14 protein-coding genes are annotated in these 14119 nt (G+C 45.7%); 7 read left to right on the forward strand and 7 right to left on the reverse strand.

Translation table 11 applies throughout. The features are described 5' to 3' along the window. Positions 1-136: 136 nt before the first annotated feature. Positions 137-1639 carry a peptidoglycan-binding protein gene (locus QUA83_RS23640; protein ID WP_445301805.1) on the forward strand — a complete coding sequence of 501 codons (1503 nt, stop codon included), beginning with the start codon at positions 137-139 and terminating at the stop codon, positions 1637-1639. Positions 1640-1735: 96 nt separating this feature from the next. Here QUA83_RS23640 and QUA83_RS23645 read toward each other — a convergent pair whose 3' ends face one another. The 5 genes from QUA83_RS23645 to QUA83_RS23665 all read right to left on the reverse strand — a co-directional run bounded on the left by QUA83_RS23645 (position 1736) and on the right by QUA83_RS23665 (position 5738). Then, complete coding sequence (locus tag QUA83_RS23645) at positions 1736-2773, reverse strand: S-layer homology domain-containing protein (RefSeq protein ID WP_333296287.1); 1038 nt, start codon at positions 2771-2773, stop codon at positions 1736-1738. Positions 2774-2850: 77 nt separating this feature from the next. Beyond that, entirely contained in the window at positions 2851-2931 is an 81-nt protein-coding gene (locus tag QUA83_RS23650; RefSeq protein WP_333225284.1) for a DUF3370 family protein, read from the reverse strand. A gap of 24 nt (positions 2932-2955) precedes the next feature. Beyond that, positions 2956-3837, reverse strand: coding sequence for a hypothetical protein (locus QUA83_RS23655; RefSeq protein ID WP_333296301.1), 882 nt, complete (start codon positions 3835-3837; stop codon positions 2956-2958). Positions 3838-3970: 133 nt separating this feature from the next. Then, positions 3971-4576, reverse strand: coding sequence for a DUF1517 domain-containing protein (locus tag QUA83_RS23660; protein WP_333296288.1), 606 nt, complete (start codon positions 4574-4576; stop codon positions 3971-3973). A 616-nt stretch (positions 4577-5192) separates the two neighbouring features. Next, on the reverse strand, positions 5193-5738 hold the full coding sequence (locus QUA83_RS23665; RefSeq protein ID WP_333296290.1) for a hypothetical protein: 546 nt from the start codon (positions 5736-5738) through the stop codon (positions 5193-5195). Positions 5739-6095: 357 nt separating this feature from the next. On the opposite strand from QUA83_RS23665, the gene rfbB reads away from it, so the two are divergent. The 4 genes from rfbB (at position 6096) to hpsJ-A (ending at position 10117) form a co-directional block, all read left to right on the forward strand. Beyond that, positions 6096-7202, forward strand: a complete 1107-nt coding sequence (gene rfbB / locus QUA83_RS23670; RefSeq protein WP_333296292.1) for a dTDP-glucose 4,6-dehydratase — start codon at positions 6096-6098, stop codon at positions 7200-7202. A 539-nt stretch (positions 7203-7741) separates the two neighbouring features. Beyond that, positions 7742-8593, forward strand: a complete 852-nt coding sequence (gene crtA, locus QUA83_RS23675; RefSeq protein WP_333296293.1) for a cyanoexosortase A — start codon at positions 7742-7744, stop codon at positions 8591-8593. Beyond that, positions 8593-9261, forward strand: a complete 669-nt coding sequence (locus QUA83_RS23680; RefSeq protein WP_333296294.1) for a cyanoexosortase A system-associated protein — start codon at positions 8593-8595, stop codon at positions 9259-9261. The genes crtA and QUA83_RS23680 overlap by 1 nt, the downstream gene beginning before the upstream one ends. A gap of 178 nt (positions 9262-9439) precedes the next feature. After that, positions 9440-10117: an HpsJ-like protein, cyanoexosortase A-associated gene (gene hpsJ-A, locus QUA83_RS23685; protein WP_333296295.1), complete on the forward strand. Its 678-nt coding sequence runs from the start codon at positions 9440-9442 to the stop codon at positions 10115-10117. A gap of 324 nt (positions 10118-10441) precedes the next feature. Here the strand turns inward: hpsJ-A and QUA83_RS23690 are convergent, their stop codons facing one another. Next, positions 10442-11083: a cofactor assembly of complex C subunit B gene (locus QUA83_RS23690; protein ID WP_333246608.1), complete on the reverse strand. Its 642-nt coding sequence runs from the start codon at positions 11081-11083 to the stop codon at positions 10442-10444. A 136-nt stretch (positions 11084-11219) separates the two neighbouring features. Further along, positions 11220-11951: a response regulator transcription factor RpaB gene (gene rpaB / locus QUA83_RS23695; RefSeq protein WP_071587789.1), complete on the reverse strand. Its 732-nt coding sequence runs from the start codon at positions 11949-11951 to the stop codon at positions 11220-11222. 163 nt (positions 11952-12114) lie between these two features. Between rpaB and radA the strand changes: the two genes are divergently transcribed. Further along, complete coding sequence (gene radA, locus QUA83_RS23700; protein ID WP_333296297.1) at positions 12115-13671, forward strand: DNA repair protein RadA; 1557 nt, start codon at positions 12115-12117, stop codon at positions 13669-13671. Between the two features lie 45 nt (positions 13672-13716). Then, positions 13717-13947: a type II toxin-antitoxin system prevent-host-death family antitoxin gene (locus QUA83_RS23705; RefSeq protein ID WP_333296299.1), complete on the forward strand. Its 231-nt coding sequence runs from the start codon at positions 13717-13719 to the stop codon at positions 13945-13947. The last annotated feature ends 172 nt before the right edge of the window (positions 13948-14119 follow it).

The following is a 14119-nucleotide window of genomic DNA, read 5'->3' on the forward strand; positions in this document are numbered from 1 at the left end:
AACGGCTACAAATCAGGCTTTCAAGGGCGGGCAAGATGCCCACCCCACAAACAAGAACTTGAACTCTTGTGGAACAGGCATCTTGCCTGTTCATGAAAATGGTACAAGATGTCTGCTTCAAAGAACTAACTCAAAAATGCACCTGAAGTTAGCCTCTGCTCCTTTACTTTTCTTTACGATCGCTCTCACAATTTTCAATTTAGTCAATCCCGCACTCGCCATCAAAAAAGGTGATTCAGGCCAGGAAGTAGCCGAACTCCAGAAAACTCTACAAAACGCAGGCTATTTTCGCGGTAAGGCTACAGGATTTTACGGTTCTATCACCCAGGCTGCTGTGAAAAAGTTTCAAGCAGAGAACAACCTGAAAGTTGACGGAATTGTCGGCCCTAAAACCTTGTCAGCGCTGAAAGGTAAGCCGGAAGAGGCGAGTATTGAAGCTGCCGAAAAAATATCGCCCAATGTCGATCAATCTTCGCCATCTCCTACCGCCACAGATAACACAAACGAACTAGAAGATCAAACTAAAACTCAGCCCCAAGAACCTCTATTTCAAGAACCATCTCTGCCACCTTTTAAAACTGAAATTTCCGAGGAGAAAGAAAGTGGATCACAACCCCAAAGGTTAGTAAATCCTCCCGACAACACTCAAGGAAAAATGACCTTGAAAAAAACAATTTACGGCAACATCTCGCCCAAATCAATAGTTTATTCGGGAGATGGCTTGTTTTTTGCTCAAAACATGATGTACCGCCACACAATCACAGTTTATGACAGGAACTTTAAATTAGTCAAGACTATTCCCGATACAGTAAACTTGTCGAAGTTCGGCTTTTCTAAATTCAAAGGCAATTATAAAGGCTCTCCCGTAGAAGCGGCTTTTTCAACCGATGGCAAATATGCCTACGTCTCCAACTACAAAATGTACGGTTCGGGGTTTAGGAATCCGGGAACCGACAGGTGTTCTCCAGCGGCCAAACACGACCAAAGTTTTCTGTACCGCATCAATACCCAAACTTTGAACATAGAAAAGGTAATTCCTGTCGGTGCAGTTCCGAAATTCAATGCTGTTTCGCCTGACAATCGCTTCGCGCTTGCTAGCAATTGGTGCAGTTGGGATTTGAGCGTAGTTGATATCAACAAAAATCTCGAAATCGAGCGTGTGAAACTGGGTGCATATCCTCGGGGTATTGTTGTTACTCCAGACTCAAAGAATGCCTATGTTGCCATCATGGGTTCTTCCGATATCGCGAAAGTGAATCTCATCGACTTTTCGGTAGAATGGCTGAGGAATATTGGCAATGCGCCGCGTCATTTGACGATAGATCCCAACGGAAAGTATCTTTATGCAACTTTAAACGGTGAAGGAAATGTGGCAAAGATTGACCTAAAAACTGGTAAAGTGGTGGACAAAGTTTCGACAGGAAAAGCACCTCGCAGCATGACAATTTCTGATCAGGGAAAACTGCTTTATGTGGTCAACTATTTCTCGAATACTGTTAGCAAAGTTAGGACGAGCGATATGAAAGTGCTGCAAACAGTGAAGGTTAATTCAAGTCCGATCGGGATTACTTATGATCCGGAAACTAATCAGGTTTGGGTAGCTTGCTATTCGGGCAGTATTATGGTGTTTCAAGATTAATTTAGCTGCTTCGTAGTGAGGGCTTCAGTCCTGACTACAAACAAGAGCAATTAAATGTTATTGTGGGGCGTTGCTCTGAGCAACGCCCCTAAAATATTACTTGGACAACTTTACAGGCTTCACAACATACTCAGAAGACTTAGCCGGCACTTGACCTTTTTTGGCCATAGCTTGGTAAATCATGGCTGCTACTTCAGCGCGAGTTGCTGTTCTATTAGGCTGCAAAAGTTTGCGCTTCGGGTGGTTGACAACAATGCCAGCTTCTGTGGCTGATGCTACTTTGTTTACTGCCCATTTCGGCACTTTTGCCCTGTCTGTATAAACTTGTAAAGTTTTGGTTGCTTTTGTTGATGGTTTCAGGCTCAAACCGCTCGCTAAAGCTGCGATGACTTCGACACGCGGAATCTGTTTTTCGGGACGGAACTCATTGTTTGGGTATCCTTTAAGATATCCTGTTTTGACGGTGTGGTCGATCGCCGGAGCGACAGGACTCTTGTCTTTTACGTCTTTAAAATCGATCGATTTTCGGATCGGCTTTTTGTCGTCGGACATTCGCTGAATCAAGCGCGCTAGTTCGGCTCGCGTCATCGGTTCGTCGGGACGAAATTTGCTGTCGGTGGAATCAGCAAAAATTTTGCGATCGACTAAAGCGACAATGAACGGACGCGCCCAATATTTGTCAGGAACATCGGAGAATCTAACGGGCCCAACTTTGGGTTTATCGGCTTTGGGTTTATCGGCTTTGGGTTTGGTAATTGCTGGATCGGGAGTCGATGGTGCAATTGGCTTGTTGGGAGGAACAACGATTACACCCACCGGAGGATTTTCCGGTAAAACCGGCCCTAAAGGTGCCACAGGTGCGACATCCGATTCTGAGGGAATCAGGGTTGCAGCGGGCGATCGCAAATCAGAACTTGGCGATTCGGGTGTTAATATTCCCGGACTCGCAGGAGTAACAGCAGGCTGAGAAAAAACGGCTGGAAATTGCCAATTTCTGGCATTCAATCGATCGGGATTTTTACCTGTTACCCAAAATAAAATTGCTCCCATCGTGCCGAAGGCAACCAAGATAGCAATCAATTCATCCAATCCTAGAGGATTTCTTTCCCCTGACGGGGGTTGTGAAGAAGACATATTGTCACCTACATATCACTGTAGAAATTAAATCACATATTTTTTGGGTCTGGGGGAAACAGAGAAGGCTAAATCAATTATTCCAAAGTTCTCACTCTCAATACCTGCGGCGGCGTGGAATCGGGAGGATAGATAAAATCAACTTTTAGCGATGTCAGTTGCTGATTTTTGCAATCTTCTACTCAGCGCCTTCTACTCCCGAAAGAGCGATTCCGACTCGGTTGACGAGAATTCCTGCCGCTACCAAAACTTGGCTGCCGCTTGTTTTGATTTTGACGTGGCTGTGGCGATCGCCTCAAAGTGCTGCCACCGTAACCCGAACCGGTCGATCGATTGCCATTGGGACGTACTGAGGGTCTTACTGGCTGGTTATATGTGGGCGATCGCAAGCGGCCGGTTGTCCTTAAAACTTGACGGTTTCTCACAGCCGGAGGCGGAGTTCGGTAGCGAGTTTGATACTGCTGAACAGCTTGGTTGTAAGTATTACCATACCCGCCATATCCTGTCATAATCCCCGGCTGATAGACTGGCGGCATATAATATCGTGGTCTAAATAACAAACTGCCGATCGCCTGACCGGCTATAGCCCCAGCAAACGGTGCCCAGAAGCCAGATTGCTGCCGCACTACTACGGTTTGTGGCTGACCTGTTTGAGGATTAGGAACTGTTTCGGTAACGTTGTGAACGTACTCAATTTTAAAATCTTCTGTCAAATGCAAAACCGCTTGATTGTTATCCACATTTAGATAACTTTTCTTGCCTGCCGATATTTCTTCATTTGTTAAGCGAGCCATTTGCAAATCCCTAGTGCGGTAAACTGGGGGACTGCCGGGGGGAGTATTCAGCAACATCAAACTGTATTCGCCATCAGCATCGTCGTAGGTAGCTTGCTGTACAGGATATTGACCTTGACTCAAGTTATTATTTGGTGCAGGACGCACTGTGTTAATATTTGGATTGCCAGCAGGATTGGTAGAAGTTTGTGTGCGAGGAGAACCGCAGCCGGTTGCCGTCCCTAAAAAAGTCAAAGCCATTAAATAAATTGTCAGTTTTCGCAGCATCATAAATAGTAATTGGGAATTGGGCATTGGGCATCGGGCATCGCGCATCGCGCATTGGTAGCAAATAACCCTTCGACTCCGCTCTGGGCACCGCAAATAACTAATAACTAATAACTAATAACTAATTAATCCTTCCTTAAAGGGGAATAAGTTCGGGGAAATTGACCAACACTTGGTCGTTAGTAAGTTCGTCTCCCAACTGTGCGGGAGAAAAGTGAACTTGCACAGCTCGGAGCCTTTCTTGGTAATGTAAATTAATCAGGGCTTTTAAACCGACTTTCAGCGCACTGATGTCAGCGAGGTCAGTTTCTAGAGCAGGAACTTCGCCTTCATACGCAACTGTCAGCATCACTACGATATTTCTAGTTACCGGCAAAGACAAGGGGGATTTTTTATCATAAACAGATGTACTGTATTGAGGCTCGCTGAGATAGCGATCGGCTGAATCAGTGAAAAGTTCATCCACATAATCGCCCGCTTCGCCTTCATTCCAAAAAACATCGCCTTCATTGGCGGCTGCTTGCCAGTAGTTGTCGTACTGCAACAGGTGATTGCAAATTTCTACAAGACCTTCTCCTAAAACTGCTATGTCGCCATCGGCATCAATTGCTTCTCTGGCGGTGCGGTTGAGAACTCCTAACAGCGGTGCAACTTCTTCGCCTGTTAGGTGAACGAACACCCGGCAAACTGCCAATCTAGTTTGACCTGTAAATTGATTGAATCGATCGCGCCAAGCATTCATAATAACCTATAGTTGTAATCTGTAGGGCTATATTTCCAACCATAGCAGGGGATTTGAACTCTTGCCGTCTACCCTCAGATTGATCTGAAGAGTATTTTTAGCGATCGCCTCGGCAGCGTACTGTCTCGCTTTGACTTATCTAATTTTATAGCAGTTTTCAATCGGAGCAAATACAGTTCAAATACAGTAGGGAAACTGCACAGCCTTGTCCTGACTGGGAGCGGCGACTTTTATTAATTGCTATGAGATTAATGATTGTAGGAATAGTTTTTTTTATTGATATTAATTAAACGATCGTTTGCTTAGCCGGAATATGAGATTGTGTGCGATCGATTCATATCATTTCCGGTTACACTCATACATGATGTTGACGGTTGACAGTCAACAGTCAACAGTCAACAGTCAACAGTCAACAGTCAACAGTGAACAGTCAACAGTCAACAGTCAACTCGAATTTACTATTCCGATGCTAACGGATTTGATATCATCTGTCTATTGTTGGCAGTGCTTCGCGAGCGCCATGACAAGAAATTGTAGGGTAGATAATTTCGACTCAAAAAACCTCCAATCTTGCAAGATTGGAGGTGCGCTAAGCGAATACGTTGGTTTGAGATAACTATTTGACGATCGCGCTTTGGACTTGTTCGAGCGCAATTTCAGAACTCAACTCAGCAACTGGCGAAATCGGCAAATCCAGCTCGCCGCCCGGAGCTTCTGGGTGTTCGCGAACGGCTGCAACCGCATCTGCTGACTCAGCTACAGCACCCGCCGCCGCCAAATCGAGCAAGGCCGGAACTTCCATGTGTGCAGAAACACCTGCATCTGCGATCGGAGCGATCGGCTCTTCAAAAACTTCAAAATTATCGGTCATCGCAGCGCAAGCAGCAGAAGCGCGCTTGCCGGCACGGTAGCTCATGTAGGCCGCACCGCCACCCAAAACTCCCGCCAAACCGAGGAAACCGAGAGCTGCTGTTTTGTAGGATTTCCACGGATTAATGCGCTCCGAGCCGCCGGAACCTAGGATCGTTGTCGCAGAACCAGATTTAGCGGCCCCAGATTTGCTGTAGGAACAGGGGAAAGCAGATGCAGCGTCACCTATGGCGACGCTGCTGGCGATCGCGACGACGGAAGCAATGCCAGCTAACACTTGAAACTTCTTCATGGTGTTTTGGAGATTGTAAAGGATAATTAAAAAATTAATGGTAACAGCTCTTTACAAATGTATCAACTCTGCGCGCCGCCCATATCGCGGATCGATCGCAAAAGTCAGCTATAGCCTCACCCAATTCAAATTTAAAATTGCCAGCTTCAACATCTGGAATTGTTGCTCTGTAAGCGTTTGATCTAACAAATCGGTAGAAGTTCAAGTTTTGTGAACCAATACTTTGATCGCGCCCAAATTAGAAAATCTCAGGTGAGACAGTAGAAAATTTAGTTACAGACCGGCAAACACTTGGTGACAAACTACTTTTAAGGCTACTTTTGTAAAGGCTTAGTTATTGGAATAACTCTTATTTTTATGACAGACAACGCGACTCAAGGCATTGAGCGATCCCATCGCCGATTGTTGGTGACGGGCGGGGCTGGATTTATCGGCTCAAATTTTGTGCATCACTGGTGCAAAAGCTATCCGGGCGATCGAGTAGTGGTACTCGACGCTTTAACCTACGCCGGAAACCGACAAACCCTGGCAACTTTGGAAGGAGGCGAAAATTTTCGGTTTGTGCAGGGGGATATTTGCGATCGTACCTTAGTCGATACCTTGCTCAAAGAAGAACACATCACCACAGTCGCGCACTTTGCCGCAGAATCCCACGTTGACAGGTCAATTATCGGGCCTGCCGCCTTTGTTCAAACCAACGTTGTCGGAACCTTCACACTTTTAGAAGCCTTCCGCAAGCATTTTGAAGCAATTGATGAGGCATCTCTCAAAGCACAAATGCGCTTCCTCCACGTTTCTACCGACGAAGTTTACGGCAGTCTCAGCCCCGATGACCCAGCCTTCACAGAAACAACTGCCTACTCGCCCAACAGTCCCTACTCAGCCTCCAAAGCTGGCAGCGACCACCTCGCCCGCGCCTATTTCCACACCTACGGCGTCCCGACAATTATCACCAACTGTTCCAACAATTACGGCCCCTATCACTTCCCAGAAAAGCTCATTCCATTAATGTGCATCAATATGTTATTGGGCAAACCGCTGCCAGTATACGGCGACGGTCAAAACGTGCGAGATTGGCTCTACGTTCTCGACCACTGCCGCGCTTTAGATGCCGTTATTCACCGTGGTCAGCCTGGGGAAACCTACAATGTTGGCGGCAACAACGAGGTCAAAAATCTCGATTTAGTAAAAATGCTGTGTCAGCTAATGGACGAATTAGCTGAGGATTTACCCGCCCGTCCTTGCGAACAATTGATCACATTTGTCAAAGACCGAGCCGGGCACGATCGGCGTTATGCTATTGATGCCACCAAAATTAAAACAGAGTTAGGTTGGACTCCCTCAGTAACAGTTGAAGAAGGTTTGCGACAGACTGTAGAATGGTACTTAGCCCATCGGGAGTGGTGGGAACCCCTGCTTTCGGAGGAATATCAAACTTACTACCGGAAAGTCTACTCTAACTAATCTACTCCTGGACGCACGGGCTACCACAAACCCGAACCAGTAAAAAACTGGTTGTCCAGCTCAAGAGTGCGTCCAGAAAGGTTTCTGTCTTGCATTCAAGCTTTACATTTAAACTCTCGCCGCAGAAACCGGGTTTGAAGGAGGAAAATCTTTCGTGGAGTGCGTTAGTTGAGTGCGATCGATCCGAGTTAAAAAACCTGTTTTCTGTGGTCTTTGCTCCTAACTTCAGATTTAATTAGGTGCAGGTGAATATCGGGAGCATCTCATATTTGTAAAAACACTTCTTCTGGCTCCTTCCTTCTGACTCTTTCCTCCTGCCTCCTGCCTCCTGCCTCCTGCCTTAAAACTCCAATTTCTAGCTTAACTGCTTTCATTGAGATGCTCCCTGAATATCACACACATTCGCCCTTGTCAATCTTTGTGAAGATTTAGTTAAAACTCATCCCAAACGCATAAATTTAAGTGTTTGTAGCTGATAATTTTAATAGAGTTACAAGCTTAAGCATTTTAGAAGCTTTTAGGAAAAACAAAAAGCAGCAATGACCGAAATAAACTCGCTCAAGCACATCCAAGAACCTAAATACTGGCTGTTAGGCATCGCCTCCGGTTTGATTGCCATACACCTAACTCTGACTTCCAGAACAAACGACACAGATCTGTTCGGTACAATGTTACTGTTTTGGGGAGTCGTAGCATTTCTCATTTGGGAAAGACACGAATCCTTAACGTTTGAAAGCGGAATTTTCGCCAGCTTTTTTGGGACATCGTTAATTGCTTTAATATTGCTCAAAAGTTCGTCGATATCTGGATACGACTTTTTTATCCGAGCAACGCCTTTTTTGTCTGGAATCAGTCTCGCATTGCTGGCTTCCGGAACAAAAGGACTGAAACAATATTGGCAGGAACTTCTAATTCTTGCGTATACAGCTATTCCTCCCGGATTGATCGGAGTATTTGTTGATGTCCCCAAATTAACAGCTAAATTTTCAGCTTTCATCCTGCACTATGTAGGATTTGAAGTAGTGCAAAAAGGGGTTTTTCTAATCCTGGAAAAGGGCAGCGTGGAAGTTAATCACGGCTGTTCAGGGGTGAATGCTATGCTACAATTGTTAGGACTAGCTCTGGTTTTCTTACTGATGTTTCCTACCACTAGGGCTCAGAAAATTGTATTGCCATTCGTGGCAATAATTACTGCATTTGTAGTGAATGCCGCGCGAGTTGGTCTCCTGGCAGTGCTGGTATCGCTATCTCAACCCGAAGCATTTAAATACTGGCACGAAGGAAATGGTTCGGTAATATTTTCGATGATTGCTGTATTTATTTTCGGGTTATTCTGCTGGTTTGCAATTTTGAAAGACCAACCCCCAAATCAGGAAGGACAGAATTGCTAATGGCTATTACCTCTTGGAAACCACTTAGGCTTTCCCTGTTGGCTGTTACTTTGGGAGGCGTTTTGTTGGTTGCCGGAAAATTGGTTTTCTATCCATCGGACGGCAAGAATGTGGCAACCCCGTTTGAGTTTCCCGAGTCGGTGCCTTTAGCCGATTGGAAACTAAACAAGAGCGCGCTTCTGGAAATCAAGGAAAATTCAGAATTCAAAGCTGCCAGGAAATATGAATATCAAAAAAATAGCATGGCTCTAGAAATAGAGATGCGCTATGCAGTAGACACCAATGGGGCAGTGGAAGGTATGATGAGGGGACATACAGTTCTCAAGTCGTCTCCTGGTAAACTAGCATTAGTAAACACTCAAGGCGCGGGGTTTCACGGAATTGTGCAACAGCAAAATCGACTGTATTTGAGTTCGTGTATCAATCCTCATGGCAGTCCTACAGTAACTTCCCAACAGTTTAGATATAATCGAAATACTCGCGATTGGCAGCCCAACCGTATTCTGTTTTGGTTGTTGGGTAGGGGAAATATTCAAGACCGGCGCTGTTTGTGGACTCAGATGTCTGTGCCTTTGGATAAAACAACTCCAGAAGATGCCAAAAAAATTCTAGAGAATGCTTGGGTTTCTTGGTATGAGTGGTGGCAGCCGCGATTCCCCGAACCTTGACTCGATTCAGTCGATTTTAGCTTTTAGCTTTTAGCTTTTATATTTACTCCACAGGTGAATCTGGAAGCTGGAACAAGAGTCAAAAATTTTTGACTCTCCACGACTGTTGTCGGGGGCTTGTATCCGTTCTTGAGCGGCATCAAGAGAGATTTTTCTTAACAACAACTCTGATTATTTTATGAATGACTTACAAGGCGAACAAGGTTTTTCTATCTACAGACTGCGTTGGATTGGCTACGGTCTATTAATTTTGTCTGTATTAGATACGATTGCAGTTCTTATACCAGCAAATTTTGGCAATCGCCTCTGGGAATTGCAAACGATTGGCGCTGTAGTGGAACGGGTGCCAGTTCCTTTACTGGCAATGGCGCTGATATTTTTTGGCGAAGGGTACGATCGCAGAGGTTTGGAAGAAGTTTTTTTGAAGGTTTTATCTTGGGTTTGTCTGCTGCTAGGTCTGGTTTTTCTGTTGATGCTGCCTTTGGGAATTTTTGGCACTATCTACGTCAACAACCAAAACAACCAGCAAATTACTACTCAAGCAAACCAACAATTAGCTCAGTTGCAGCAGGTGGAAGACCGGCTAAAGAAGGGTAGTCCTGAAGATTTAAGGACTTTGGCGGGGGAACTTACCCGTTTGGGGGTACAAGCGGATACGCAAAACCCACAGCAATTGAAAGAGCAAATTCTTTCGAGAATTACTCCGGCTAAGGAACGGTTACAGACGCAAAGTGCTGCGGTTCAGTCTAGTCAGCGCGTGGGGTTATTTAAAAATGCTGTTAAGTGGCTGCTGGGCGCGCTGATTTCTAGTGTTTTGTTTTTTACGCTGTGGCGCGGTACTGACTGGGCTCGGTAGTAGTTTTGAGTTTTGAGTTGCGAGTTTTGAGTCTTGTTGAGGACTAAGGTGCGCCCTGTACACGCAGCCCGCGTCTTAGTTGTTAAGAAGACATTCAAACCCTGGAAATTTCGTTGGGCAGCGCTGGCTCTTGTTCTTTTCAAAAGATATCGGTAATAAATCTTGTTTATTGCCGATAGCTAACACCGAGAATGAGGCAAATCGGTCGTTAGCGCAGCCCTCGAAGAGGATCGCACCTTGACAGGGCTGGCATTGTGCAATCCACAATCTCAAATCCACACTCTAAAATCTAAAATCTAAAATCTAAAATCTAAAATCTAAAATCTAAAATCGATTGATGGTATTTTCTAGTTTGTCGGCAATGCCTTCAACCCAATTTTCATCTTGTTTTGTATAGCTGCGGGGCGCGTTAGCACCTAAGATTAAAACGCCTTGGGTGCCGATAGGTTGACAGATGACTCCTTGGGTATTTTCTGGCAAATAGTCAAATTCAATTTTGCCGGGATAAATATTGAGATTTACTAAATAAATTGGTTTGTTTTTGTCGAGCACTCGCTGCAAAATCGGCCCTGGTTTGACTTCGGGATTGATGCCTAAAATACCGCGCCGCAATAGAACTTTTCCCTGATACACAATTACGATCGACCTTGTGGCGGTATTTGTCAACAGCAAACGCGACGCCCAGGCTAATTCTATTTTCACGGCCTCCGGCAAATCCGGCGCAAATTCAAAACCTTCTTCGCCGATAAGTTTTACGGAATCGGGCGATCGCGCTTGCACCTGCTGCCACAGCAAACCTGTTAAAATCAGCAGAGCGCTGATAATTACTCCTAAAGCGTCCGATCGAGCTTGAGAATCTGTAATTTGCTCTGTCAGCAAGCGGTTGACCATTAGCAGCGTACCTGCTAACCCTCCTGCAACTAAGGGCAATTGCCGCAAAACTTTATTGGGATCAGATTTAGTCATTTGTCAGTTGGCTGTTCACTGTTGGCTGTTGACTGTTGACTGTTCACTGTTGGCTGTTCACTGTTGACTGTTCACTGTTGACTGTTGGTTGTCAACCGTCAACCGTCAACCGTCAACTGCCAACTGCCAAGTGACTTTATCCTACTTCTCCAATTTCGACAATTCGCTGGAAGAGATAGCCGGTGCCGCGGGCGGTGAGAATTAATTCGGGATTGCTGGGGTCGTCTTCCAACTTTGCCCTAAGCCGGGATATGTGAACGTCCACTACGCGGGTGTCTACGTGGCGTTCTGGCGTGTATCCCCACACTTCCTGCAAAATTTCCGATCGCGAAAAAGGCTCTCCAGAACGGCTGACAAGCAGTTCTAACAAGCTGAATTCCATGCCCGTGAGCCGAATTCGTTCGTCGCCTTTGTAAACTTGGCGCTTGTTGGTGTCAATCCTAATATTGGTGACGTGGATGACTCCAGAGCTAGGAATTCCCGATGCTCCGTTTTTGTCAACCCTCCGCAGTACCGAACGGATGCGGGCTTCAAGTTCTTTGGGAGAAAAAGGTTTGACGACGTAATCGTCGGCGCCCAATTCTAAACCGGTGATGCGATCGGCTACGTCTCCCAAAGCAGTTAGCATGATGATAGGCACGTCTGACTCTTTTCGCAACTCCTGACAGACGCCGTAACCGTCTAGCTTCGGCATCATCACGTCCAAAACCACTAAGTCGGGTTCGGTGTTGCGAAATGTTTCGAGAGCTTCTTCGCCGTCAGCAGCGGTGACGACATCGTAGCCAATCATGGAAAGGCGAGTCTCCAGAATGCGGCGGATACTGGCTTCGTCATCGACTACCAGAATTTTTTCTTTATGGTTTTCCAAGTTACCGAGCACTCCTTAAGTTACATTTCAGATAATGTTATTTTTTTGTACCCTATCATAGAAGACACAAATTGAATCATGGGCGGCGATCGGTCTGAAAGCTTGATAATTGCTTTAACTCAGACTTTTCTAAATTTTAAGGGTGACTCTTTATCATAAAACAATGCCTAAGCCTCGAATACAATATATTTGTCGGGAATGCGGCTATGATTCACCACAATATTTTGGCAGATGTCCTAGCTGTCAGAAGTGGGATTCTTTTGACGAGCAGTTAGAGCAACCTACTGTTGGTGTGTCGCGGGCTGGTTTAACTGGGGTGACAACTAAGACAGTGGGCGGTTCGCCCCCTGATAAGTCGAAGGGTCAACCAAGGGTATCTTTCAGATTATCGCAGATTTCCGACCAAACTCAGTCTCGCTGGCCTTCGGGTTACGGGGAGCTCGATCGAGTTTTGGGAGGCGGGATTGTTCCGGGCTCGCTGGTGTTGATTGGGGGGGAACCGGGAATCGGGAAATCGACGCTGCTGTTGCAGGTGGCGAATATGTTGGCCCGCAAGGATCGGATACTGTATGTCAGTGCGGAGGAGTCCGGCCAGCAGGTGAAGTTGCGATCGCAGCGTTTGGGTGTGGCTAATCCGGTTGAATTGTCAAGCAACGGAGGGCATAAATCCGACCGCAACGGGGAAGCTAAAAAGGATTCCGAGGACAATTCAGCGGAGAATTTCTATTTGCTTCCAGAGACGGATTTAGAGGTTGTTTTGCGCGAGTTGGAAGCGCTGAAACCGAATGTGGCGGTGATTGACAGCATCCAAACTATTTATTTTGCTAGTTTAACATCGGCTCCGGGTTCGGTGGCTCAGGTACGGGAATGTACGTCTGCTTTGATGCAGGTTGCGAAAAGGGAAAATATTACTTTATTTATTGTCGGTCACGTTACGAAAGATGGAGCTTTGGCGGGGCCGAGGGTTTTGGAACATTTGGTAGATACTGTACTGTATTTTGAGGGCGATCGCTTTGCTTCTCATCGACTTTTGCGATCGATGAAAAACCGTTTTGGCGCTACTCACGAAATCGGTGTTTTTGAAATGGTAGCCAACGGTTTGCGAGAAGTAGATAATCCGTCGGAGTTATTTTTAGGGAATAGAGATGAATTTTCTCCAGGTACTTCGACGACGGTTACTTGCGAAGGAACTCGACCGATTTTAGTGGAAATTCAAGCATTAGTCAGCCCTGCAAGTTTCGGTTCGCCGCGCCGCACTACTACTGGCGTGGACAATGCTAGATTGCAGCAAATTTTAGCTGTTTTGGAGAAAAGGGTGGGGATTCCTTTATCTAAATTAGATGTGATTTTGGCGACGGTGGGCGGGTTGAAGGTGGATGAACCGGCGGCGGATTTGGCAGTTGCGATCGCCGTTGTGGCCAGTTTTCGCGATCGGGTGGTTGATGCGCGCACTGTTTTGCTTGGGGAAGTGGGTTTGGGGGGACAGGTGCGGCCGGTTTCCCAATTAGAATTGCGGCTGAGGGAGGCGGCGAAATTGGGTTTCAAAAGGGCGATTATTCCTAAGAATCAACCGGTGCCAGAGTTAGGGATGGAGATTATTCCGGTGGCGAAGGTAATTGATGCAATAATTGCCGCGATTCCTGCTACTCCGGCTCAGTTGCAGTCTGGTGATATGGAATTACAGTCTGTTGATTTGGAGGAAGAGGATTTGTTTAATTGAGTTAGAATGGTGATGTTATAAAATGATAGTAAAAAAGCTAGAATTTTGTATCAAGTAGACATTATTGAGGCAAAAGAAAAGCTTCTGGAATTAATCGCAGCGGCGATGAGAGGCGAAGAAGTGGCGATTACTCAAGATAACCAGCCTGTTGTAAAATTGGTAGTAATTCCCAAACAAGCTAAACCAAATCGGCAAGCAGGAAGTGCCAAAGGAATGGTTTGGATGTCCGATGATTTTGACGAACCGCTAGAAGAGTTTAAGGAGTACATGGAATGAGGTTGTTGTTGGACACTCATGCCTTTATTTTGATGTTTATGCGCGGCTGTGGTGGGTTAAGTTAGTGCAAAAATAAAGAGGCAAAAAGGAGGTAATAAGTAGTCAAACAAAATTAATTACACAAACAACTAATATGATATAATAAAAAATATCAAGTTGTGCTCAAAGAGAT

The sequence above is a fragment of the Microcoleus sp. K1-B1 genome, from assembly GCF_036704705.1.
Classification (GTDB): Bacteria; Cyanobacteriota; Cyanobacteriia; order Cyanobacteriales; family Microcoleaceae; genus Microcoleus.

What these genes read in the sequence shown, in the direction of transcription:
- QUA83_RS23640 (WP_445301805.1), top strand. Translation starts at nt 137, where the DNA reads ATGCACCTGAAGTTAGCCTCTGCTCCTTTACTTTTCTTTACGATCGCT.
- QUA83_RS23645 (WP_333296287.1), bottom strand. Translation starts at nt 2,773, where the DNA reads ATGTCTTCTTCACAACCCCCGTCAGGGGAAAGAAATCCTCTAGGATTG.
- QUA83_RS23655 (WP_333296301.1), bottom strand. Translation starts at nt 3,837, where the DNA reads ATGATGCTGCGAAAACTGACAATTTATTTAATGGCTTTGACTTTTTTA.
- hpsJ-A (WP_333296295.1), top strand. Translation starts at nt 9,440, where the DNA reads ATGAATGACTTACAAGGCGAACAAGGTTTTTCTATCTACAGACTGCGT.
- crtA (WP_333296293.1), top strand. Translation starts at nt 7,742, where the DNA reads ATGACCGAAATAAACTCGCTCAAGCACATCCAAGAACCTAAATACTGG.
- QUA83_RS23690 (WP_333246608.1), bottom strand. Translation starts at nt 11,083, where the DNA reads ATGACTAAATCTGATCCCAATAAAGTTTTGCGGCAATTGCCCTTAGTT.
- QUA83_RS23660 (WP_333296288.1), bottom strand. Translation starts at nt 4,576, where the DNA reads ATGAATGCTTGGCGCGATCGATTCAATCAATTTACAGGTCAAACTAGA.
- QUA83_RS23665 (WP_333296290.1), bottom strand. Translation starts at nt 5,738, where the DNA reads ATGAAGAAGTTTCAAGTGTTAGCTGGCATTGCTTCCGTCGTCGCGATC.
- rfbB (WP_333296292.1), top strand. Translation starts at nt 6,096, where the DNA reads ATGACAGACAACGCGACTCAAGGCATTGAGCGATCCCATCGCCGATTG.
- QUA83_RS23680 (WP_333296294.1), top strand. Translation starts at nt 8,593, where the DNA reads ATGGCTATTACCTCTTGGAAACCACTTAGGCTTTCCCTGTTGGCTGTT.
- radA (WP_333296297.1), top strand. Translation starts at nt 12,115, where the DNA reads ATGCCTAAGCCTCGAATACAATATATTTGTCGGGAATGCGGCTATGAT.